The 22071-nt window shown below is 71.4% G+C and carries 20 protein-coding genes, 1 rRNA gene and 1 pseudogene; 16 read left to right on the top strand and 6 right to left on the bottom strand.

The features are described from left to right. The 9 genes from rrf to pstB form a co-directional block, all read left to right on the top strand. Positions 1 to 84, top strand: a 5S ribosomal RNA gene (gene rrf, locus PUR71_RS40765); the annotation flags it as partial. A gap of 89 nt (positions 85 to 173) precedes the next feature. Then, positions 174 to 1181, top strand: a complete 1008-nt coding sequence (gene mshD, locus PUR71_RS40760) for a mycothiol synthase (RefSeq protein WP_329932351.1) — start codon at positions 174 to 176, stop codon at positions 1179 to 1181. A 276-nt stretch (positions 1182 to 1457) separates the two neighbouring features. Then, positions 1458 to 3635, top strand: a complete 2178-nt coding sequence (locus PUR71_RS40755) for an RNA degradosome polyphosphate kinase (RefSeq protein WP_329932350.1) — start codon at positions 1458 to 1460, stop codon at positions 3633 to 3635. Between the two features lie 103 nt (positions 3636 to 3738). Further along, positions 3739 to 4824: a CHAD domain-containing protein gene (locus PUR71_RS40750; protein ID WP_329932349.1), complete on the top strand. Its 1086-nt coding sequence runs from the start codon at positions 3739 to 3741 to the stop codon at positions 4822 to 4824. A 1-nt stretch (position 4825) separates the two neighbouring features. Further along, a complete protein-coding gene (locus PUR71_RS40745) occupies positions 4826 to 5311 on the top strand; it encodes an NUDIX hydrolase (protein ID WP_443077757.1) in 486 nt (161 codons plus the stop codon). A 242-nt stretch (positions 5312 to 5553) separates the two neighbouring features. Beyond that, complete coding sequence (pstS, locus tag PUR71_RS40740; RefSeq protein WP_329932348.1) at positions 5554 to 6690, top strand: phosphate ABC transporter substrate-binding protein PstS; 1137 nt, start codon at positions 5554 to 5556, stop codon at positions 6688 to 6690. 147 nt (positions 6691 to 6837) lie between these two features. Further along, positions 6838 to 7809: a phosphate ABC transporter permease subunit PstC gene (gene pstC / locus PUR71_RS40735; RefSeq protein ID WP_329932347.1), complete on the top strand. Its 972-nt coding sequence runs from the start codon at positions 6838 to 6840 to the stop codon at positions 7807 to 7809. 67 nt (positions 7810 to 7876) lie between these two features. Continuing rightward, a complete protein-coding gene (pstA, locus tag PUR71_RS40730) occupies positions 7877 to 8950 on the top strand; it encodes a phosphate ABC transporter permease PstA (protein WP_329932346.1) in 1074 nt (357 codons plus the stop codon). A 39-nt stretch (positions 8951 to 8989) separates the two neighbouring features. Beyond that, a complete protein-coding gene (gene pstB / locus PUR71_RS40725; RefSeq protein WP_329932345.1) occupies positions 8990 to 9766 on the top strand; it encodes a phosphate ABC transporter ATP-binding protein PstB in 777 nt (258 codons plus the stop codon). Positions 9767 to 9925: 159 nt separating this feature from the next. Here pstB and PUR71_RS40720 read toward each other — a convergent pair whose 3' ends face one another. Then, on the bottom strand, positions 9926 to 10921 hold the full coding sequence (locus PUR71_RS40720; protein WP_329932344.1) for an inorganic phosphate transporter: 996 nt from the start codon (positions 10919 to 10921) through the stop codon (positions 9926 to 9928). Positions 10922 to 10926: 5 nt separating this feature from the next. Next, on the bottom strand, positions 10927 to 11547 hold the full coding sequence (locus PUR71_RS40715) for a DUF47 domain-containing protein (protein ID WP_188298808.1): 621 nt from the start codon (positions 11545 to 11547) through the stop codon (positions 10927 to 10929). 380 nt (positions 11548 to 11927) lie between these two features. Between PUR71_RS40715 and PUR71_RS40710 the strand changes: the two genes are divergently transcribed. Continuing rightward, positions 11928 to 12311, top strand: coding sequence for a metal-sensitive transcriptional regulator (locus tag PUR71_RS40710; protein WP_329932343.1), 384 nt, complete (start codon positions 11928 to 11930; stop codon positions 12309 to 12311). 14 nt (positions 12312 to 12325) lie between these two features. On the opposite strand, the gene PUR71_RS40705 is transcribed toward PUR71_RS40710, so the two are convergent. Both PUR71_RS40705 and PUR71_RS40700 read right to left on the bottom strand, forming a co-directional pair. After that, positions 12326 to 12574, bottom strand: a complete 249-nt coding sequence (locus PUR71_RS40705) for a hypothetical protein (RefSeq protein WP_329932342.1) — start codon at positions 12572 to 12574, stop codon at positions 12326 to 12328. A 196-nt stretch (positions 12575 to 12770) separates the two neighbouring features. Continuing rightward, positions 12771 to 13667, bottom strand: coding sequence for a hypothetical protein (locus tag PUR71_RS40700; RefSeq protein ID WP_329932341.1), 897 nt, complete (start codon positions 13665 to 13667; stop codon positions 12771 to 12773). A gap of 163 nt (positions 13668 to 13830) precedes the next feature. Here PUR71_RS40700 and PUR71_RS40695 point away from each other — a divergent pair, with 163 nt between their 5' ends. After that, positions 13831 to 14025: a hypothetical protein gene (locus PUR71_RS40695; RefSeq protein WP_329932376.1), complete on the top strand. Its 195-nt coding sequence runs from the start codon at positions 13831 to 13833 to the stop codon at positions 14023 to 14025. 4 nt (positions 14026 to 14029) lie between these two features. On the opposite strand, the gene PUR71_RS40690 is transcribed toward PUR71_RS40695, so the two are convergent. Both PUR71_RS40690 and PUR71_RS40685 read right to left on the bottom strand, forming a co-directional pair. Continuing rightward, the gene (locus PUR71_RS40690; RefSeq protein ID WP_329932340.1) at positions 14030 to 14740 is read right to left on the bottom strand and encodes a phosphatase PAP2 family protein; all 711 of its coding nucleotides are present in this window, start codon (positions 14738 to 14740) and stop codon (positions 14030 to 14032) included. Between the two features lie 430 nt (positions 14741 to 15170). Beyond that, positions 15171 to 16160: pseudogene (locus tag PUR71_RS40685) on the bottom strand (C40 family peptidase); the annotation flags it as partial. A 248-nt stretch (positions 16161 to 16408) separates the two neighbouring features. Here PUR71_RS40685 and PUR71_RS40680 point away from each other — a divergent pair. The 5 genes from PUR71_RS40680 (at position 16409) to PUR71_RS40660 (ending at position 22025) form a co-directional block, all read left to right on the top strand. After that, positions 16409 to 16762 carry a hypothetical protein gene (locus tag PUR71_RS40680; protein WP_329932339.1) on the top strand — a complete coding sequence of 118 codons (354 nt, stop codon included), beginning with the start codon at positions 16409 to 16411 and terminating at the stop codon, positions 16760 to 16762. Positions 16763 to 16921: 159 nt separating this feature from the next. Further along, entirely contained in the window at positions 16922 to 17737 is an 816-nt protein-coding gene (locus PUR71_RS40675; RefSeq protein ID WP_329932338.1) for a hypothetical protein, read from the top strand. 52 nt (positions 17738 to 17789) lie between these two features. Next, on the top strand, positions 17790 to 19022 hold the full coding sequence (locus PUR71_RS40670) for a hypothetical protein (RefSeq protein ID WP_329932374.1): 1233 nt from the start codon (positions 17790 to 17792) through the stop codon (positions 19020 to 19022). Between the two features lie 7 nt (positions 19023 to 19029). Further along, positions 19030 to 20604 (top strand): SCO6880 family protein, encoded by a 1575-nt coding sequence (locus tag PUR71_RS40665; protein ID WP_329932337.1) that lies wholly within the window; start codon positions 19030 to 19032, stop codon positions 20602 to 20604. A 71-nt stretch (positions 20605 to 20675) separates the two neighbouring features. Further along, complete coding sequence (locus PUR71_RS40660; RefSeq protein ID WP_329932336.1) at positions 20676 to 22025, top strand: ATP-binding protein; 1350 nt, start codon at positions 20676 to 20678, stop codon at positions 22023 to 22025. Positions 22026 to 22071 lie beyond the last annotated feature (46 nt).

Below are 22071 nucleotides of genomic sequence, written 5' to 3'. Positions count from 1 at the left end.
TACATTCCGAACCCGGAAGCTAAGCCTCACAGCGCCGATGGTACTGCAGGGGGGACCCTGTGGGAGAGTAGGACGCCGCCGAACAATCATTCACGAGAAGCCCCTGATCCCTTCGGATCAGGGGCTTCTCGCATTCCCGGGGACGGCCGGGCCCGGTGACGTATTGTCACTCCATGGACGAACAGACAGCGGTCATCGCGGACAGCGTGCTCCGGCCCGGGCAGCGTGACGGCGCCCTGCGTGTGCTCGCGGACGCCCAGGCGGTCGACGGTCGGGCGGCGGTGTCCGAGCAGGGCCGGCTCCGGTTGCGATCCTCGGAGACGGCCCGCCCCGGTGTCATCCACCTCCTGGAGGCCACCGAGGCCACCGGGCCCGGCGGAGCGGCCGAGGAAGCCGGCGCCGTGATCGCCTACGGCCAGCTGGAGATCCCCCAGGCCACGGCCCCCGGTGCCCATGCCAACCCCGCCGCCGAACTCGTCGTCGCCCCTGCCGCCCGCGGCCGCGGCCTCGCCCGTCCCCTGGTGGACGCCGTCCTGGCGCAGGCCCACCGAGCCGGCCGCGACGCCGTCGACTTCTGGGTGCACGGCGGCCACCCGGCCGCCCGCCATCTGGCCGAGGGGTACGGCGCCGAGCTGGTCCGCGAGCTGCGGCAGATGCGCCGCACCGGCGCGCAGACCGAGACCGTCCCGCTCCCCGAGGGCATCGAGCTGCGGACCTTCCGTCCGGGCGAGGACGACGCCGAGTGGCTGCGGCTGAACGCCCTCGCCTTCGCCCACCACCCCGAGCAGGGCGCCTGGACCGAGCGCGACCTGGCGGACCGGCTGGCCGAGCCCTGGTTCGACCCGGCCGGCTTCTTCCTGGCCACCCGCGGGGGGAAGGTCGTCGGCTTCCACTGGACCAAGGTGCACGAGCCCACCGCCACCGAGCCGGCCCTCGGCGAGGTGTACGTCGTCGGGGTGGACCCGGCCGAGCAGGGCAGTGGCCTGGGCCGCGCGCTGACCGCGGCGGGCCTGCGTCACCTGACCGGCACGGGCCCCGGCGAGCGTGGACTGGAGACCGTACTTCTGTACGTCGATGCCGACAACGGGGCCGCTGTGCGGGTATATGAACGACTGGGGTTCACCGTGCACGAGGTGGACCTCATGTACCGCGTCGAGTACCGGACGGACCGGGCGGTGTAGCCGCGACGGCCGGTCGGGGCAAGCCACGGGGCGCCGCCGCCCCGGCCCCGACCGACTCAGCTTTCCTCCTGGCCATGCGGTGTTTACCGTGGATTCAATTGTTGCCGCGAAGATCACAGGATGAAGTCCGTAGTGTCTCGCTCGTGCAGCGTCGGCCGTACCACGGCGGCCGGTCCTGTACGGACGGCGCCGGGTGGGTGGGCGCTGGGCGATGACGACGGCCCGCAGAGCCATTCGCGTTCGGACGCCGTCCTGCTGCTGGAGGAGCTGGAACCCATGAGCATCCCTCGCCCCGTCTCTGCCCCACTGTCCCCACCGGCCCGGATGTCGAACGCGCGTGGTCTGCCGCCGGAGCCGGCGTCGGTGGACGAGCAGGACTTCGAGGAGCTTCCGCAGGGCCGGTTCCTGGACCGCGAGCGCAGCTGGCTCGCGTTCAACGAGCGCGTCCTGGAGCTCGCCGAGGACCCGCACATCCCGCTGCTGGAGCGGGCCAAGTTCCTCGCCATCTTCGCGAGCAACCTGGACGAGTTCTTCATGGTCCGGGTGGCCGGACTCAAGCGACGGATCGCCACCGGCGTCGCCCAGCGCAGCGCCTCCGGCCTTCAGCCGCGCGAGGTGCTCGACCTGATCTGGACGCGCTCGCGCGAGCTGATGGCCCGCCATGCCGCCGCGTTCCAGCAGGAGGTGCTGCCGGACCTGGCCACCGAGGGCATCGAGGTGGTCCGCTGGCCGGAGCTGGCGGAGAAGGAGCAGGCCCGCCTGCACACGCTCTTCCGGCAGAAGATCTTCCCGGTCCTGACCCCACTGGCGGTCGACCCCGCGCACCCCTTCCCGTACATATCGGGCCTGTCCCTCAACCTCGCCGTGGTGGTGCGCAACCCGGTCTCCGGGCACAAGCACTTCGCCCGCGTGAAGGTCCCGCAGTCGCTCGCCCGTTTCCTTGAGGCCTCGCCCCAGCGCTACGTCCCCCTGGAGGACGTGATGGGCGCGCACCTGGAGGAGCTGTTCCCGGGGATGGAGGTGCTCGCGCACCACGCCTTCCGGGTCACCCGCAACGAGGACCTGGAGGTCGAGGAGGACGACACCGAGAACATCCTCAAGGCCCTGGAGAAGGAGCTGATGCGGCGGCGCTTCGGCCCGCCGGTGCGCCTCGAGGTCGAGGAGTCGATCGACCCCTACATCCTGGACCTGCTGGTGCGGGAGCTGAACATCACCGAGGCGGAGGTCTTCCCGCTGCCCGGACCGCTCGACCTGACCGGCCTGTTCGGCATCTCCGAGCTGGACCGCCCGGAGCTCAAGTACCCGAAGTTCGTGGCCGGCACGGCCCGCGAGCTGACCGACGTCGAGTCGGCCTCCCAGCCGGACATCTTCGCCGCGATGCGCGAGCGGGACGTCCTCCTGCACCACCCGTACGACAGCTTCTCCACCTCGGTGCAGGCCTTCCTGGAGCAGGCCGCGGCCGACCCGGACGTGCTGGCGATCAAGCAGACGCTCTACCGCACCTCGGGCGACTCGCCGATCGTCGACGCGCTGATCGACGCGGCCGAGTCGGGCAAGCAGGTGCTCGTCCTGGTCGAGATCAAGGCGCGTTTCGACGAGCAGGCCAACATCAAGTGGGCCCGCAAGCTGGAGGAGTCCGGCTGCCACGTCGTCTACGGCCTGGTCGGCCTCAAGACGCACTGCAAGCTGTCGCTGGTGGTCCGCCAGGAGGGCGACACCCTGCGGCGCTACTCGCACGTGGGCACCGGCAACTACCACCCGAAGACCGCCCGGCTCTACGAGGACTTCGGGCTGCTCACCTCCGACCCGCAGGTCGGCGCCGACCTCTCGGACCTCTTCAACCGCCTGTCCGGCTACTCGCGCCGCGAGTCCTACCGCCGCCTGCTGACCGCCCCGCGCGGTCTGCGCGACGGCCTGGTCGCGCGGATCCACAACGAGATCGCCCACCACCGCGAGGGCCGTCCGGCCTACGTGAAGCTCAAGGTCAACTCGATCGTCGACGAGGCCGTGATCGACGCGCTGTACCGGGCCTCGCAGGCCGGGGTGCCGGTGGACGTGTGGGTCCGCGGGATCTGCGCGATCCGGCCCGGCGTGCCGGGGCTGAGCGAGAACATCCGGGTCCGCAGCGTGCTCGGCCGCTTCCTCGAACACTCCCGCCTCTTCGTGTTCGGCAACAACGGCGATCCGGAGGTCTGGATCGGCAGCGCCGACATGATGCACCGCAACCTGGACCGCCGGATCGAGGCGCTGCTGCGGATCACCGATCCCGCGCACCGCACCGAGCTCTCCGGGCTGCTCGACCTCGGGGTGTCGGACGAGACCGAGTCCTGGCACCTCGGCCCGGACGGCGCCTGGACCCGCCACGCGCAGGACGCCGGGGGCAAGCCGCTGCGGCACGTCCAGGACCTGCTGATCGACTCGCGCCAGCGCCGCCGGGCCGCCACCTCCCGCTGACGCGACCACTGATGCGAGCCGCCGGAGCCGGCAGGGGACGGGCTCCGGTGGTCGGCCACCAGCCCCGGGGGACGGACCCGGGGGAACGGGGATCTACCACGCCATGACCGAAGCGCCGATGACGGCCCGGGCGGCCTCCACCGCGACCGCCGGGGACATCCTCTCCAGCCACCTCACCGCCCAGGCCGGCGCGTTCCTGCGCGCCCTGCCGCTGGCGGTGGGCGAGGTCGGCGCCAGACCGGGCACGGCCGTCGTGCCGGCGGCCGGCACGGCCGACCTGCTGCGGGCCGTGCGGCGGATCGGCGGGCTGCTGCACACCTTCGGCAGCGTCTTCGAGCAGTCCTGGGCGCAGGAGTCCCGCACCGAGCTGCGCTGGCTGCTCAACCTGCTCGCGCTGGAGCCCGGGTACGTCCGCCGCTCCGTCCGGCTGCTGGGCGCGCTCGACTCGCTGAGCGGCTCCGACCCGGACGGGACGGGCATGCTGACCGGGCACGCGGGCGCGCCGAAGGCGCGGGCGCTGCTGGACCGGCAGCTGACGCTGGCCCGGACGAGGGCGCACTCCAGCGTGCTCCAGGAGCTGCGGTCGGCCCGGCTGCACGCGCTGGCGGACCGGATGACGCTGCTGGTCGGCGAGGCGCCCCTGCTGGAGGCGGCGAACGCGCGGGCCGGCGCGGTGCTGCTGCCGCAGGCTGCCGCCGCGTGCACCGCGATGACCGCGAGCGCCGCCCGGCTGCCGCTCCAGCGCGCCGCCACGCCGTACGGCGGGGACGGGCTGCGCCGGCTGGGCGCCGTCCCGCAGGCCCGCGGCGCCGTGGACGCGGACACGGCGCTCGCCGCCGACGACGAGCCGTGGGCGCGGATGCGCATCCTCGTGAAGCGGGCCCGCTACGCGCTGGAGGTGTGCGGCCGTCCGTCGTCGGAGCTGGACGACCTGGACGAGGTGCTGGGCCGCCACCAGGAGGCGGCGGACGCGGCGGTCACCGCGGCGACGGCGGCGCGCACGCCGCGGATCACCCCCGCCACCGCCTACGTGCTGGGCGTGGTGCATGCTGATCAACGGCTGGAGGTCGAGGCGGCGCGGTACGCCTTCGGCCGCCGGTGGACCGAACTCCCGCCGGGCCTCGACGGCTGGCTGGAGATTCCCCCTGCCGAGGGCTGGGGGCATTCCCCCGCACCACGGACGGCATGAATTGCGCGATCGGCTGAGCACCGGCCGGACCGAACACGCCCCGGTGATCCTCGCCGCGGGCGCGGTGCTGTGGCTGCCCGGCCGGCCGAAGAAGAGCGGCCGGCTGGGACGGCCCCGGATCGCGCTGATCCACCGGCCCAAGTACGACGACTGGAGCATGCCCAAGGGCAAGCTCGACCCGGGCGAGGGTCCGGCCGAGGCGGCGGTGCGCGAGGTGCGCGAGGAGACCGGCTTCCGCTGCGTGCTCGGCCCCGAGCTGCCCGCGCAGCACTACCCCGTGCAGGGCCGCCCGAAGGAGGTCCGCTACTGGGCGGCGGTGCCGACGGCGGGGGCGTTCCGGCCGAACCGCGAGGTGGACCGTCTCGAATGGCTCCCGGCGGCCAAGGCCCGCGTTCGGCTGACCCACGACCGCGACCGGTTGCTGGTCGACGCCCTGCTGGCGATCCTGGGAGCGAAGCCGGTGCGGACGGAAGGCTTCCGATGGTGAAGGAGCAGGGGAAGTGATCTTCCTGAGTTCCTGCCGTGACGCAACCGTTACTACCTGACCTAGTTTCCTGTCATCCGTTCGAGGTTCACTCCCCGTTCACTCGCGACCGGCTGTCGTGTCACTTACCCGGCCTAACTTCGGGACCACCGGAGGGCCGGAAGGGCCCCGGACCACAGCAAAACCCCGCGCTCCGCCGTCTCCGCACGGCCCGCGCGAGGCAATGCCACAGAAAGGGACACCCAGTGAAGCTCCAGCGGAACGGCCGCACCAAGGCCCTCGCGATCGGTGCCATGGCGCTCGTCAGCTCGCTGTCGCTCGCCGCGTGCGGCTCGGACAACAACAACACGACCGCCGGCGGTTCGGGCTCCTCGGGTTCCGCCGCCGCGGCCTCGATCAACTGTGGCAGCAAGCCCACCGCCCTCCTCGGCGCCGGTTCCACCGCGCAGGGCAACGCCGTCGACGTGTGGAAGACCGCCTTCGGCGCGGCCTGCTCCGGCGCCACGATCAACTACAGCGGCGGCGGCTCCGGCGCCGGCGTCCAGCAGTTCACCCAGGGCAAGATCCAGTTCGCCGGCTCCGACTCGGCCCTCAAGCCGGCCGAGGTCGACGCCTCCAAGGCTGTCTGCACCGGCGGCCAGGGCATCGACCTGCCGATGGCCGCGGGCCTCATCTCGCTGGTCTACAACGTCGACAACGTCGACAACCTGGTCCTGGACGGCCCGACCGCCGCCAAGATCTTCGACTCGCAGATCACCAAGTGGAACGACCCGGCCATCGCCGCCCTCAACCCGGGCGCCAAGCTGCCGGACGCGGACATCCAGTCCTTCCACCGCTCGGACGACTCCGGCACCACCGACAACCTGACCCACTACTTCGCCGCGGCCAGCGGTGGCGCCTGGTCCTACCCGGCCGCCAAGACCTGGGCCGGCAAGGGCGGGCAGTCGGCCAACGGCAGCGCCGGCGTCGCGGCCCAGATCAAGCAGGTCAAGAACTCGATCGGCTACGCCGAGCTCTCCTTCGCCCAGACCAACAACCTGAAGAGCGCCGCGATCAACACCGGCGCCTCCAAGCCGGTCGCCGCTACCGCCGAGAACGCCGCCAACACCTTCGCCAAGGCGAAGATCACCGGCACCGGCAGCGACCTGTCGCTGAAGCTCGACTACGCGACCAAGGACGAGGGCTCCTACCCGCTGGTCCTGGTCACCTACGAGATCGTCTGCGACAAGGGCAACAAGGCGGACACCCTCGACACCCTGAAGGCGTTCCTGACCTACACCGCCAGCGACGCGGGCCAGAAGGCCATCGGCGAGAAGGGCTACGTCCCGCTCCCGAAGGAGCTGACGGACAAGCTCAACACCGTCATCCCGACCCTGGCCTGACCCAGCAGGACCACCGGTGGGGCGGCCCCGTGAGCGAGGGGGGCCGAGGCCGTCCCACCGGAACGCCCGACCCAGCACCACGTCCGGGGCACCGCCGCCATGGTGCCGCCCCCTCCCGGGGCGGCGCCACCAGACCGGAGTAGACCAATGACTTCATCCTCCCCTGCCGCCCCGCGAGGCAGGGAACGCCGACCGCGTGACAGCCGCGTCGGCGACAAGATCTTCATGAACCTCGCCCGGGGCTCGGGCATCCTCCTGCTGGTCGTGATGGCGGCCATCGCCGGCTTCCTGGCCTGGCGCTCGGGCCTCGCGCTCAGCAAGAACGAGGGCAACTTCCTCACCACCTTCGAGTGGACGCCGGACGCCCCGAAGCCGGTCTTCGGCATCGCCGTCCTCGCGTTCGGCACGATCGTGAGCGCGCTCATCGCGATGGCGATCGCCGTCCCGGTCGCGATCGGGATCGCCCTGTTCATCTCGCACTACGCGCCGCGCCGGATCGCCCAGCCGTTCGCCTACCTGGTGGACCTCCTGGCGGCCGTGCCCAGCATCGTCTACGGCCTCTGGGGCGCGCTGTTCCTGGTGCCGCACATGGACGGTCTGACCAGCTGGCTCAACGAGTACCTCGGCTGGACGTACATCTTCGACCAGACCAAGACCGGCACCACCCCGCGCAACCTGTTCACCGTCGGCATCCTGCTCGCGATCATGATCCTCCCGATCATCACCGCGGTCTCCCGCGAGGTGTTCCGCCAGGCGCCGCGGATGCACGAGGAGGCGGCCCTCGCGCTCGGCGCGACCCGCTGGGAGATGATCCGCACCGCGGTGCTGCCCTTCGGCCGCCCCGGCATCATCTCGGCCTCGATGCTCGGCCTGGGCCGCGCGCTCGGCGAGACCATCGCCGTCGCCGTGGTGCTGTCCTCCAACAGCGTCCTGTCGCTGCACGTCCTCGACCCGGGCGGCGGCACCTTCGCGCAGAACATCGCGCTGAAGTTCGCCGAGGCCGGCGACAACGGCCGCAACGCGCTGATGGCCTCCGGCCTCGTCCTGTTCGTGATCACCCTGCTGGTGAACGGTGCCGCGCGGCTGATCGTCGCCCGCCGCAAGGAGTACTCGGCATGAGCGAGCGAACCAACACGAGGTGCGCGTTGTGCTCCTGCGCCGCGACGAGCGAAGCGAGGAAGGCCGCATGAGCGCCACGACCACCGTTCCGTCGGACGCGCCGCCGCTCGGCCGCGCGCTGACCGCCAACCGCCTGCCCAAGTGGGCCCCGGCCGCCGTCGCGGCGGGCTCGATCGCCCTCGGCTGCGCCATCGGCGCCGCCGGCGGCCTGGCCAGCCACCTGCAGTGGGGCCTGATCTCGGCGCTCCTGTTCCTCCTGATCAGCTACACCCTCTCGGCCAAGGTCGAGGGCCGCCGCCAGGCCAAGGACCGCTTCGCCACCTCGGTGGTCTGGGTCGCCTTCATCCTCGCCGTCGTGCCGCTGGTCGCGCTGACCGTCTACACGATCCAGCAGGGCGTCGGCGTGGTGGACGGGTACTTCCTGAGCCACTCGATGAAGGGCGTCATCGCCAGCGGCCCGGGCGGCGGCATCTACCACGCGCTGATCGGCACCCTCCAGCAGGTCGCCCTGGCCACCGCGATGGCCGCCCCGGTGGGCCTGCTCACCGCCGTCTACCTGGTGGAGTACGGCCGCGGCAAGCTCGCCAAGGTCGTCACCTTCTTCGTCGACGTCATGACGGGCGTGCCGTCGATCGTCGCCGGTCTGTTCATCCTGTCGCTCTGGAACCTGGCCCTCGGTTTCGGCTACTCCGGCTTCTCCGGCAGCCTCGCGCTGGCCATCCTCATGATGCCGGTCGTGGTCCGTTCCACCGAGGAGATGCTCAAGCTCGTCCCGAACGAGTTGCGCGAGGCCTCGTACGCGCTCGGCGTGCCGAAGTGGAAGACCATCCTGCGGATCGTCCTGCCCACCGCGATCGGCGGCATCACCACCGGTGTGATGCTCGCGGTCGCCCGCATCACGGGCGAGACCGCCCCGGTGCTGATGCTGGTGTTCGGCGCCGACTACATCAACAGCAACCCGTTCGACGGACCGCAGCAGTCCCTGCCGATGTACATCTGGCAGCAGTACTCCCTGGTCAACAACGACTTCGGCTACGCCCGCGCCTGGGGCGCCGCGCTCGTGCTGATCGCCTTCGTGATGGGGCTCAACCTCATCGCCCGGGGCATCGCACGCTGGCGCTCGCCCAAGGCCGGACACTGAGCGACCGACTGACGAAGACAGACGAGAGAAGCAACGATCATGGCCAAGCGCATCGACGTCAGCGGACTGTCGGCCTACTACGGCTCCACCAAGGCCATCGAGGACATCTCGATGAGCATCGAGCCCCGCTCGGTGACCGCCTTCATCGGCCCCTCGGGCTGCGGCAAGTCCACCTTCCTGCGCACCCTCAACCGGATGCACGAGGTGATCCCGGGCGCCCGCGTCGAGGGCAAGGTGCTCCTGGACGACGAGAACCTCTACGCCTCCAACGTCGACCCGGTCGCCGTGCGCCGCTCGGTCGGCATGGTGTTCCAGCGGCCGAACCCGTTCCCGACCATGTCGATCTACGACAACGTGGTCGCCGGCCTGCGCCTCGCCGGGGTGAAGAAGAAGGCCGTCCTGGACGACGTCGTGGAGCGCTCGCTCAAGGGCGCCAACCTCTGGAACGAGGTCCACAACCGGCTGGGCAAGCCGGGCGCCGGCCTCTCCGGCGGTCAGCAGCAGCGCCTGTGCATCGCCCGCGCGATCGCGGTCGAGCCCCAGGTCCTGCTGATGGACGAGCCCTGCTCGGCGCTCGACCCGATCTCCACCCTGGCCATCGAGGACCTGATCGGCGAGCTGAAGTCCCAGTTCACCATCGTCATCGTGACCCACAACATGCAGCAGGCGGCCCGCGTCAGCGACCGCACCGCCTTCTTCAACCTGGCCGGTGTCGGCCAGCCGGGCAAGCTGATCGAGCTGGACGACACCCAGCGGATCTTCTCCAACCCCTCGGTCCAGGCGACCGAGGACTACATCTCCGGCCGCTTCGGCTAGACCCGGACGGAACCGGAGACCGAGCTGCTCCACGGTGCTGCATGGCGGTGCCGCCGTGGAGCATGAAAAGGGCCCGCCCCCGAGATGTGGGGGCGGGCCCTGTCAGTTCTCCACGGGCCGGCGGTGCCGCGGTCGGAGGTGCCGCGGGCCGGTCGGGGGCTAGCCCCAGAACAGGTGGACGAACCAGTACACCAGCGCGGCGACGACGGCGGCCGCCGGCATCGTGATGAACCAGCCGAGCACGATGTTCTTGGCGACGCCCCAGCGCACCGCGCGGACCCGCTTGGTGGCCCCCACGCCCATGATCGCCGAGGTGATCACGTGGGTGGTGGAGATCGGCGCCTTGTAGACGAACGACGTGATGTACATGATCGCCGAGGCGGTGGCCTCGGCCGCGAAGCCCTGCGGCGGGTCGAGCTCGATGATCTTGCGGCCGAGGGTCCGCATGATCCGCCAGCCGCCCGCGTAGGTGCCCAGCGAGAGCATCGTGGCGCAGGAGATCTTCACCCAGACCGGGATCTCGTCGGTGGTCTGGTGACCCGAGATGGTGAGCGCCATGACCACGATGCCCATGGTCTTCTGCGCGTCCTGCAGGCCGTGCGCCAGCGCCATCGCGGCGGCCGAGGCGGTCTGCGCGACCCGGAAGTTGCGCTTGGCGCGGTGCGGATTGGCCCGCCGGAAGATCCACAGGATCGTCAGCATCACCAGGAAGCCGCCGATCAGGCCGACCACCGGCGAGACGATCATCGGGATGACGATCTTGTCGAGGACGCCGCTCCAGATCACCTCGGTCCCGCCGGCCAGTGCCGCGCCCACCATGCCGCCGAACAGCGCGTGCGACGAGGAGGAGGGAAGGCCGAAGTACCAGGTGGTCAGGTTCCACGCGATCGCGCCGACCAGGGCGGCGAAGAGGATCACCATGCCCTGCTCGCCGGTCGGGGTCGCGATGATTCCGCTGGACACGGTGTGCGCGACACCGCTGCCGAGGAAGGCGCCGGCCAGGTTCATCACGGCGGCCATCGCGAGCGCGGCCCGCGGGGTCAGTGCCCGCGTGGAGACCGACGTCGCGATCGCGTTCGCGGAGTCGTGGAAGCCGTTGGTGTAGGTGAAGAAGAACGCAACGCCGAGGACGGCGATGAGTGCTGCCATGTCCACAGGGGTCAGGACTCCTTGACGGCGATGGTCTCCACCGTGTTGGCGACGTGCTCGAAAGCGTCCGCCGCCTCCTCAAGGACGTCCACGACCTGCTTGAGCTTGAGCACCTCGATGGCGTCGTACTGGCCGGAGAACAGGTGGGCGAGCAGCTTGCGGTGGATCTGGTCGGCCTGGTTCTCCAGGCGGTTGACCTCGATCCAGTACTCGGTGAGGTTCGACATGCTGCGCAGGTTCGGCATCGCGGCGGCGGTGAGCTCCGCGGCCCGGGCGAGCACCTCGATCTGCTGCTCGACGCCCTTCGGCAGGGTCTGGATGTCGTAGAGGACGACCAGGTCGACGGCCTCCTCCATGAAGTCCATGATGTCGTCCAGCGACGAGGCGAGGCTGTAGATGTCCTCGCGGTCGAAGGGCGTGATGAAGGACGAGTTCAGCTGGTGGAAGACGGCATGGGTGGTGTCGTCCCCGGCGTGCTCGGCGGCGCGCATGCGCTCGACGATCTCCGCGCGGGCCGAGACGTCTGATCCCAGCAGTTCCAGCAGGAGCTTCGAACCGACGACGAGGTTCTCCGCGGCCGCGGCGAACATGTCGTAGAAGCTCGTCTCCTTCGGGGTCAGGCTAAAACGCACGGAAATCTCCGATGTGCGGGGTAGGGACTGAACGATGCTAGGTGCAACCAAGCGCAATCACGCAAACGGGGTGGTAGGGCAGGAGGCGGAACCTCCCCTTCCGGTCGGCTGCCGCACCGGCGGCCCCGGAGCGCACTTCCATGTGCGCAGACGAGCCCCCAGTCTGACGGAACCTCGCGGGGATCGCCCTCGCCCTGCGTACGGAAGACCGGGGCGCCGCCCAGACGGGCGAACCCGCCGACCGCCCGCCCGGGACGGGCCGCCACCCTGCCGCAAGGGCCCCGCCAGGCCCGGTCCGGTCGTCGGAACACCACGGAGGGCCCCGGTGTTGGACACTGGTGGCCGACGCAGCCACCAGGCATCCAGACGAAGGCGGGCCGATGACCACGACGCAAGCGCGCACCGAGCCGGACGACGCGCCCGGCACCGAGCCGCACGCCGACCACACCCCGGCCGCCGACGCGCACCAGGGCGGCCACGGCCCGCACGGGTACAGCGCCCAGAAGGACGCCCACCTCAAGCGGCTGCGCCGGATCGAGGGCCAGATCCGCGGGCTCCAGCGGATGGTCGACGAGGACGTCTACTGCATCGACGTGCTCACCCAGGTGTCGGCCAGCACCAAGGCCCTGCAGTCCTTCGCCCTCTCCCTGCTGGAGGAGCACCTGCGGCACTGCGTCGCCGCCGCGGCCGAGCAGGGCGGCGCCGAGCTCGACGCCAAGGTGGCGGAGGCGACCGCCGCGATCAGTCGGCTGCTGCGCAGCTGACCCCGTCCGGGGCCCTACCGCTCGCGCTCGTCACGCCGCTCGTCATACCGGCCGCGCCCGGCGGACCTGTCCCGCCCGGGGTACCGGTCCTCGTCGGCCCGGCCGGGCTCGGGCCGGTCGAGCAGCACCTCGTCGATCCGCTCGGTCGGCAGCCGGTCGCCGGTGCTGGCCGTCGCCGCGATCATCAGCTCGCCGGCCAGGTCGATCTCGTCGAGGGCCGCGTCGTCGTGGCCGCTGCTGCGGCCGCCCGTGGACGACACCACCTGCACCACCCCTTCAGTGCCTCGCCAGCCCGGGCGGCAGCCACCCGACGTCCAGCCTAGGCACTTCGGAGCCCGTCCACATGGCACGGACGGGCCATCTCGCGCCGCCGAAACGGGTGACCGCGGCTCCCCGGACGGCCACCCGCGCCGGCGGCGGCCCGACACGCCCCGGCGGCCGGAGCGCTGCCCCGGTCGCCTACTTCGGGCTCGGGCTCTCCGTGGGCTTCAGGGCGAAGATGTCCGAGGCCGCCGGCTCGGCCGCCTCCACCGGCTTGCCGAAGTCCGTCAGTGACATGGTCGACGTGACCTTCACCTGGTCCTTGGCCTCCTTCGAACCGGCCACCCCGGCGAAGGTGAAGACCTCGACCACCTTGTGCAGCCGGCCCTGGTCGTCCAACCAGGCGTCGTAGGGGACGTCCTTGACGGTGAAGGTCTGGGCGCCCATCCGCAGGCCGTCGCCGCCCCGGCCGCCGGTCGCGTCGGCCGCCTTCGACAGGTCCAGGGTGCCGCGGTAGTGGTGCAGCGCGACCCCGTCGACCGTCTCGACGCCGACCGCGTCCGCCTTCTGCACCCCGCGCAGCGCCCCGGCCGCGGTGGCCGGGTCGGTGGCGCCGCTGCTCACCAGGTTGCCGTCCGGCAGCTGGCGCACGTCCAGCTTCACCCACTTGCCCTCGGGCACCTTGGCGCCGCTGTTCTGCAGGTAGACCGTGCCCGGCAGGACCACCTCGACGATCTTGCCGGTGGTCGCCGCGCCGGGTGGCACCGCGACCTCCAGGCGGCCGATCCGCTTCACGTAGTCGTAGCCTCCGGTGCCGGAGAAGACCGCCTTCTTGTCGGTCGACTCGGTGGTCAGCTCGGTGGCGGCGTGTGCGGAACCGGTGCGGCCGGTGATGTCGGCGGCGTTGCGGACGGCGGTGACCGGGTCCGCGGCGAGCTGGTCGGGGGCGCTCTGGTCGGCCGAGCCGCCGCCGGAGCCGCCCGAACAGCCGGCCAGTGCGGCCAGGGCGGCGGCGAGCAGGGCGGCCCCGGCCGCCGAGCGCAGGTGCGGCACCGGCCGGCGCCCCGGCCGTCCGCTGCGCTGCTGGTCGGTCATCTTCATCCTCGCGACAACCCCCTCGGGCCCGACTGCTCCGCCGGACACCGGCAGGTGGGCAGAGCTCTTTCCGGGCAAACGAGTTGGGGTGCGGATGGTTACGCGGGACCGGGCGCGCGGAGGGCGTCGCGCGCCGGTGGCCCGGCGCAGTACCGTGAACGACGTGCACACTGAGCTGCCGGCCGAGCCCGGCACCCGGATGCCCGAGCACCGCGTCGCGATCGGCGAACGCGGGTCCTTCGCCTACGCGACGTGCAGCTGCGGCTGGTACTCCCCGGCCCGCCGCTCCCGCGACCTGGCCCGCCGCGAGGGGGCCGACCACCTCTCCGACACCGCCCCCAGCGCCGGATCCGGCTGACCGCTCAGGCGGCCAGGTCCGACTCCGGCGGCTGCTCGTCCGGGCGGACCGCCCCGCGCTCGCGGCCCCGCCGGCGCCCGCGCGGAGCGCCACCGCGCTCGGGCGCCCGGATCAGCGGGGCGACGGCGGTGCGGGTCAGCGCGTGGCAGAGCGGCACCAGGACGGCCATCGCGATCGGCGCCAGCAGTAGCACCACGGCGGCCGCGAGCGCGTAGCCGCCGATCACGTCGGTCGGGTAGTGGACGCCCATGAACATCCGGCAGAAGCCCTGCAACAGGGCGAGCCCGCCGGCGATCCAGCCGAGCCGCCGGTTCACCAGGAAGAGCGACACCGCGACGCCCATCGTCATCGTCGAGTGGTCGCTGACGAAGGAGTGCGTGCCGGCCTTGCCGTCCACGAGGACGAGCAGTCCGCTGTGGTCCACGAACGGGCGGGGCCGGTTCACGATCGCGGCGATCGGCAGGTTGGCCAGTTCGGCGACGCCGACCGACAGCGGCACCCAGAGCAGCCCGGCGATCGCCACCGGCGCGTCCGGCCGGCGTCTGGCCTGCAACCAGCCGACCAGGCCGAGCATCGCCAGGCCGATCAGGATCCCGTACTCGCCGATCCACGAGACCAGGTGGTCCAGCCACGGCGGGGAGCTCTTGGCGAGCCCGTTGACGGCGTAGAGCAGGCCGAGGTCGGGGTTGGTCGTGTCGGCAAGCGGCGTCGACACGCCGCACCTCCTTCTGGTCCGCTGCAGCACCTTGTACGTTCCGGCCGGGCGGCCCGCCCGGCGCGATGAGCTGACGAGGGGCCAACGGATCAAACGTCATCAGCGAGGCACAGCGTTCCACGTAAACGCGTGGTTATGGAAACTTGACTCAGCGTCCACAGCGCACTCACACGCCGGGCCCGCCGGGGGCTCAGGGCTTTGCGGTCGGTTGACCCGTGGGACGGGCGGCGGGCGTGGGCGTCGACGGGGTCGCCGGCCGGGCGGCGGGCCCCGCGACCGCGGGGGCGGCGGGCTGGGCGGCCTGTTGGAGGGCGGCGGCGGGGGTTGCGGCGGGGGTCGCGGCGGTCGGGGTCGGGGCGGCGGGCGCGTCCGGGGTGGCGCCGCCGCCGATGCCGCCCTTGCCCGTGATGCTGCCGTCCAGGTTGCGCACCGGCAGCGCCTGGGCGCCGTCGGTGGTGACCCGGGTCGCGCCGATGTACTCCCTGGTGTCGATCTTGTCGTAGCGGATCACCGCGTTGGTGTGCGGCGCGTTGATCATGTAGCCGCCGCCGACGTAGATCCCGACGTGGTGGATGCTGCGCGGATCGTTCAGGTCCGTAGCGAAGAACACCAGGTCACCCGGCCGCAGCTGGTCCCGGGAGGGGTGCGGCCCGGCGTACCACTGGTCGTTGGCCACCCGGGGCAGCGTGATGCCCACCGTCTCGAACGCCGCCTGGGTGAGGCCCGAGCAGTCGAACCGACCGTTCTGCGACGGCAGTCCTTCACCGCCCCACAGGTACGGCGTGCCCAGCTTCGTCTGCGCGAAGTAGATCGCCCCCGCCGACTGCGCCGACACCGCCACCGGCGCGGTCGGTGCGGTGAAGCTGCGCGCCAGCGCCTTGATGTTCTTCACGTACCCCTGCGTCTCCTTGTACGGGGGCACGCCGTTGTACTTCTCCACCGCGTACGGGCCGGCGTTGTACGCGGCCAGCAGGTTGTCCTGACGGTCCCCCGGGACCTTGGCCACGTCCCTGGCCAGCGCGCAGTCGTAGCTCGCCGCGGAGGCGATCGCGTCCGCCGGGTCCCAGATGTCCTTCTTGCCGTCGCCATTCGCGTCGACGCCGTAGATGTCCCAGGTGCCCGGCAGGAACTGGGCCATTCCCAACGCCCCGACACCGGACCGGGCCTGCGGATCGAAGCCGCTTTCCTGGTACAGCTGCGCCGCGAGCATCGGCGGGGAGATCTCCGGACAGAGCGCGCCCCACTTCTGGATCGCCCCCTGGTAGGCCGCCGGCACCGAACCCGCCGACAGCGTCCCGCGATTGGCCGTCTGCTGGGGCGTCCCGCTCGCGGCGTACGTCCCGATCGTCACCAGGCCGACGAACCCGATCCCGACAACTCCCGCCGCAGCGGCGGCCGTACCGGCCTTCCGGAGTACCATCAGCACCATCCCGACGAATCGTCAGTCGAAGTGTTCCGGAAGGCGTTGCTCACCGCAATCATCAGAGATACAAAGAGTGAGCGCTATCCTTCGTACGGTGGACATCCTCGCGTACGTGTCCGATGCCTCACGACCAATCCGCGAGAAGTAGCCAAGTCGACATCAGATCTGGCCAAGAATAGGCACCGACCCTTCGCGCGGGCGGGGTCAGGGCCCTTGAATTTGCCTGATCGGGCGGTGAGATGGAAATGAACCTGAGCAGCGTGCAGAGCATCGCGATCGGCCGACTGGCGGCCGATGACCCACCGAAGAAGCCGAATATCGACACCATCATCGGTGGGATCGCCCCGGACTGGGGCCCCTTCGCGAGCCTCGGGTCGGAGGCCCGGGTGATGGTCGAGGTCATCATGGCCGTCGCCATCCTCGTCTGCCTAGGCATCGCCGTCTGGGGTGCCGCCAAGCAGCGGATCGGTGCGACCGCCATGCGGGACAGCTTCGGCGCCGAACAGGGCAAGGGACTGATCATCGCCGGGCTGACCGGCGTGTTCATCATTGGATCACTCGGCACTCTGTTCACCATTGTCTACGGCATGGCGATCTGACGATCGGACAGCGGTAGCCCTGCTGCCGGTCCGATCCCGGTCCTCGACCGGACCGCCCGGAGCCCGTCCCGAGTCACCCCGTCCCCACCCTCCGTCCGCGCCCGCCCACGGCCGGAGGGCCCCCGGAGCCGCCCGGCTCCCCGCACCAGGAGGGCCGCCGTGCCGTTGTCCGACGACCAGCCGCACACCCGTACGCGGCTACCGGTCGGCGAACAGCCCTCCTCGCAGCTGAACGGGCGTCAGCCTCGGCCGCTCCGCACCCTGCTGACCGTCCTCGTCGTCGTCACGCTGCTCGTCGTCGCGATCTCCATCGCCAACCACGGCAAGCCCGACCCTGGCGGCACCGCCCGCTCCTCCGACCACGCCACCTCCACCGCACCCGCCGGCGCCGGCCCCGCCCCCAGCGGCGACCAGCCCGTCGGCACCACCGGCAACGGCATCCCCAGCGGCTACCCGCACACCGACCAGGGCGCCCAGTCCGCCGCCACCAACTACGCGGTCGCCCTCGGTGGCGCGGACATGTTCCGCACCGACGCCCGCCACGCCATCGTCACCACCATCGCCGACCCGTCCGCCCTGCCCACCCTCCAGACCCGCCTGGACCAGGGCTTCGGCGGCGACACCGCCGCCCACTACGGCCTCGACGCCCAGGGCCACGCCCCGAAGGGCCTCACCTTCGTGAGCCGCACCGTCCCGGTCGGCACCAAGCAGACGGGTTACAGCGACGCCGAGGCGAAGGTCGAGGTCTGGTGTTCCGTCCTCAATGGGCTCGCCGGTGAGCACTCCGTCCAGCCGGTAACAGCCAATTGGTCCACCATGACGCTCACGCTCCGCTGGACGGCCGGGGACTGGAAGCTCAGCGACTACGCCAGCCGGCAGGGCCCCGCGCCGATGCCCGGAGACCAGCAGGCCGCCACCGCCGACGAGATCACCGGCGCCGTCCAGCAGTTCGGGGGGTTCCGCTATGCCCGTTGACCAGACCACATGCCGCTCCACAGTGCGCCGCGCGGGCGCACTGGCGGGAGCCATGGCGAGCCTTCAGCTCGCCGGGCTGCTGATGGCCCAACGGGTCTTCGCGGATCCTTCGCCGACACCGACGGCGACCCCGAACGCAAGCTGTCCGGATCTGCCCATTTCCGGTAACGGGATCCTCTGTGTGGACAAGCCTGGGGGCGGCGGTTCCCTGCCCGGGAGTGGAACGGTCGGGAACGTGACCGACCCGCTCGGGTCGTTGGCCAAGGGGTGTGCGCAGGCGGCGGCGTGGGTCGTGCGGAAGTTGTCGGGGGCCATCGACGGGACGACGCAGGTGGACTTCACCAATGCGTCGTTCCTGCAGCAGTACGCCGTGGTGTTCGCGGCGTCGACGATCATCACGCTGGTGCTGTGGCTGCTCGCGGTGACGAAGCGGGCGGTGCGCGGGGCGCCGTTGACGACGGCGATCTCGGAGGCGATCGGCTTCCTGTGGCTGACGGTCGTGGCGTCCGCGTTCACGCCGTTGATCCTGTACACCGTCGTGAGCGCCACGGACGGGCTGACCAAGGCGGTCGCGGTCGGGACGAAGTCCGACACCGGGACGTACCTGGGCGGCTTCGCCGACACCCTGGAGAAGGGGGACATGGGTGGCGGGCCGCTGATCCTGATCATCGTGTCACTGGTGGCGGTGCTCGCGGCGGCGGTGCTCTGGATCGAGCTGCTGATCCGGGCGGCGATGCTGTACGTGGGTGCGCTGCTGGGGACGGCGGTGTACGCGGGTCTGGTGGACAAGCAGTTGTGGAAGCACGTGCGCCGGTGGGCGGGGGTGATGGTGGCGGTGGACCTGGCGAAGCCGATCATCGTGATCATCCTGGGTCTGGCGGGTGCCGTCGCGACCGGCGCGGGGGCGAACGACGACTTCGCCCGGGTGCTGTCCGGGCTGGCGATCCTGTTCCTGTCGATCTTCGCGAGCGCCGCCGTGTACCGCTTCGTGCCGGGCTTCGGCGACGAGATCATGAGCATGCGGCACGCCCGTGCCAGCGCGGTGTCGGCGGGCTCGGCGATGATCAACGGCACCGCGAACCTGATGAAGCAGGGCATCACCACCCACGGCGACCGCGGCCCGCAGGGCGCCGGTGCGGGTGGCGGCGGGGGTGCGGGCGGCGGTTCGGTGGCCCCGGGCATCGCCGCGCACGCGGGCCGCACGCCGGCCCCGCCGCCGCAGGCCGGGCCGCCGCAGCAGGCTCCGGTTCCGATCCGCGACAGCAATTCAGCCAAGGGAGGGTGACGGGTAAGTGAGCAGCGAACCGCTCGGCCACTACGGTGCCCAGTACGCCCAGCCGTACGTGCACCAGCGCCGCACCTACCTGATCGGCAAGGCCCGCCCGAACGCGCCGATCGGCCGCAACCGGGAGACCGGCGAGATCCTGCTGATCATCTTCGGGGCGTTCCTCGGGATGCTCTGGGGCCTGATGATGCCGGTCCTGCCGCTGCGCCTCGGCGGCCTGGTCGGCCTGCCCGCGCTGGCCATCGCGGCGGTCTACGTGCCGTACCGCAAGCGGACGTTCTACAAGTGGCTGGAGATCAACCGCACCTACCGCCGGACGGTCCGCAGCGGCCGCGCGGTGTGGCGTTCGGACGTGATGGACGCCGGCACCCGGCTGGACGGCCGGGAGGTGGAGGTCGGTCCGCCGCCGGGGGTGGGGCGCCTGCGCTGGCTGACGGCACCGTTCGGGCCGGACGAGGTCGGGGTGCTGATGCACCTGGAGCGGCGCACGGTGACGGCCGCGATCGAGATCGAGGGGCCGGGCGTGGGCCTGCGCGACTCGGAGGACCAGGAGGCACTGGTCGACCGGTTCGGCACGCTGCTGAAGCACGTCGCCAACGGGGACGGCTTCGTGACGCGGCTGCAGATCCTCGCCCGGACGCTGCCGGCCGACCCGGACGCGCACGCCAAGGACGTCGAGCGGCGCGGTGACCACGACGCGCCGCGCTGGCTGCAGGAGTCGTACGACCAGTTGCAGTCGATGGTGTCGACCTCCTCGGAGCAGCACCGCGCTTACCTGGTGGCCTGCATGCACTACACCCGCGACCTGGCGGCCGAGGCGCACGCGATGGGCCGCACGGCGACCGGCGGGCGCGCCCGGGACGACGAGGGCCTGGCGGCCGTGATGGCGCGCGAGCTGACCGACATCTGCGCCCGGCTCGCGGAGGCGGACATCCGGGTGCGCCAGCCGCTGGGCCAGGCCCGGCTGTCCTCGCTGCTGCACTCGATGTACGACCCGGACCACCCGATCGACCACATCCAGGCGATGTCCCGGCGCAACGCGTGGCCGGCCGAGCTGGACGCGACGCACCCGCAGTACCTGCAGGCGAAGACCCGCGAGTCGACGACCCGGGAGCCGTGGTGCCACGCCACCGCGTGGGTCAAGGAGTGGCCGCTCACCCCGGTGGGCGTCAACTTCCTCGCGCCGCTGCTGGTGCACACCCCGGACGTGATCCGGACGGTCGCCGTGACGATGGACCTGGAGCCGACGGACGTCGCGATCGAGCGGATGCTGACGGAGAAGACCAACGACGAGGCGGAGGCGAGCCGCGCGGCCAAGATGAACCGCACGGTCGACCCGCGCGACCTGGCCCACACCGGCCGGGTGGACCAGCGCGGCGACGACCTGGCCTCCGGCGCGGCCGGGGTCAACCTGGTCGGGTACATCACGGTGTCCTCGCGCAGCCCGGAGGCGCTGGCCCGCGACAAGCGGACCATCCGGGCGTCGGCCGGCAAGAGCTACCTCAAGCTGGAGTGGTGCGACCGCGAGCACCACCGCGCGTTCGTCAACACGCTGCCGTTCGCCACCGGCATCCGCCGCTGAGCCGCCCGCGCCCGTCCGTCCACCGCGGCCCGTCCACCCACTGAGCCGTTCCACCCACCAGGAGGCCGCCCATGGCGCTCGGTAACCTCACCGACGCGTTCACCAGCCTGATGTTCGGCAAGGTGGAGACCACCCGGCTGCCCGTGCGTACCTCGACCGGTCAGGCGCAGGCGGTCTACCTGCCCACCGCGGCGCCGGGGCTGGGCGATTCCGGCGTGATCATCGGGCGGGAGGTGTACAGCGGCAAGGGCTACGTCTACGACCCCTTCCAGCTGTACGGGCAGCAGCTGCCGGCGCCGCACTGGCTGGTGCTGGGGGAGTCGGGCAACGGCAAGTCGGCGCTGGAGAAGACGTACGTCCTGCGGCAGCTGAGGTTCCGTGACCGGCAGATCGTGGTGCTGGACGCGCAGGGCGAGGACGGCGTCGGCGAGTGGAACCTGATCGCCGAGGCGCTCGGCATAAAGTCGATCCGTCTGGACCCGATGGCGGCCCGGGACGGCGGGGTGAAGCTCAACCCGCTGGACCCGGCGATCACCCAGACGGGCCAGCTGTCGCTGCTGCGCACCATCATCGAGGTGGCGATGGGGCGCGGCCTGGAGGAGCGGGCGGGCTTCGCCCTGAAGGCCGCGCACGCCCACGTGGTGGCCTCGGTCAAGGACCGCCAGCCGGTGCTGGACGACATCATCGACACGCTGCGCAGCCCGGAGCTGTCGTCGCTGGAGTCGCTGGGCGTCGCGGTGGACGAGGTGCAGCGCTGGGGCCTGGACGTGGCGCTGGTGCTGGACCGGCTGGTCGACGGTGACCTGCGCGGCATGTTCGACGGCCCGACCACCGACGGCATCGACCTGGACGCGCCGCTGATCGTCTTCGACCTCTCGCACATCGACCGCAACTCGATCGCGATGCCGATCCTGATGGCGATCGTCGGCGTGTGGCTGGAGCACACCTGGATCAGGCCGGACCGGAGGAAGCGCATCTTCCTGGTCGAGGAGGCCTGGCACATCATCAACAGCCCGTTCGTGGCGCAGCTGTTCCAGCGCCTGCTGAAGTTCGGCCGCCGGCTCGGCCTGTCCTTCGTCGCGGTGGTGCACCACCTGTCGGACGTGGTGGACGGCGCGGCGGCGAAGGAGGCCTCGGCGATCCTGAAGATGGCCTCCACCAGGACGATCTACATGCAGAAGGCCGAGGAGGCGCGGGCCACCGGCCGGGTGCTGGGGCTGCCGCGCTGGGCGGTGGAGATCATCCCGACGCTGTCGCCGGGCATCGCGGTCTGGGACGTCAACGGGAACGTCCAGGTGGTCAAGCACATCATCACCGACACAGAGCGGCCGCTGGTCTACACCGACCGCGCGATGACGGAGGACGCGGTGGCCGAACGCGAGCGCGCCGAGCGGCAGTTGGCGGCCGAGCCCGGGGTGTGAGCCGTGGCCCGGGTGGGGCCGGCACGGATCCGTTCACGACGGTTCG

This window comes from Streptomyces sp. SP17BM10, from assembly GCF_036322405.1.
Classification (GTDB): Bacteria; Actinomycetota; Actinomycetes; order Streptomycetales; family Streptomycetaceae; genus Kitasatospora.
Note: the sequence above shows the minus strand (reverse complement) of the source record. Positions and strands in the feature narration are given on the sequence as shown.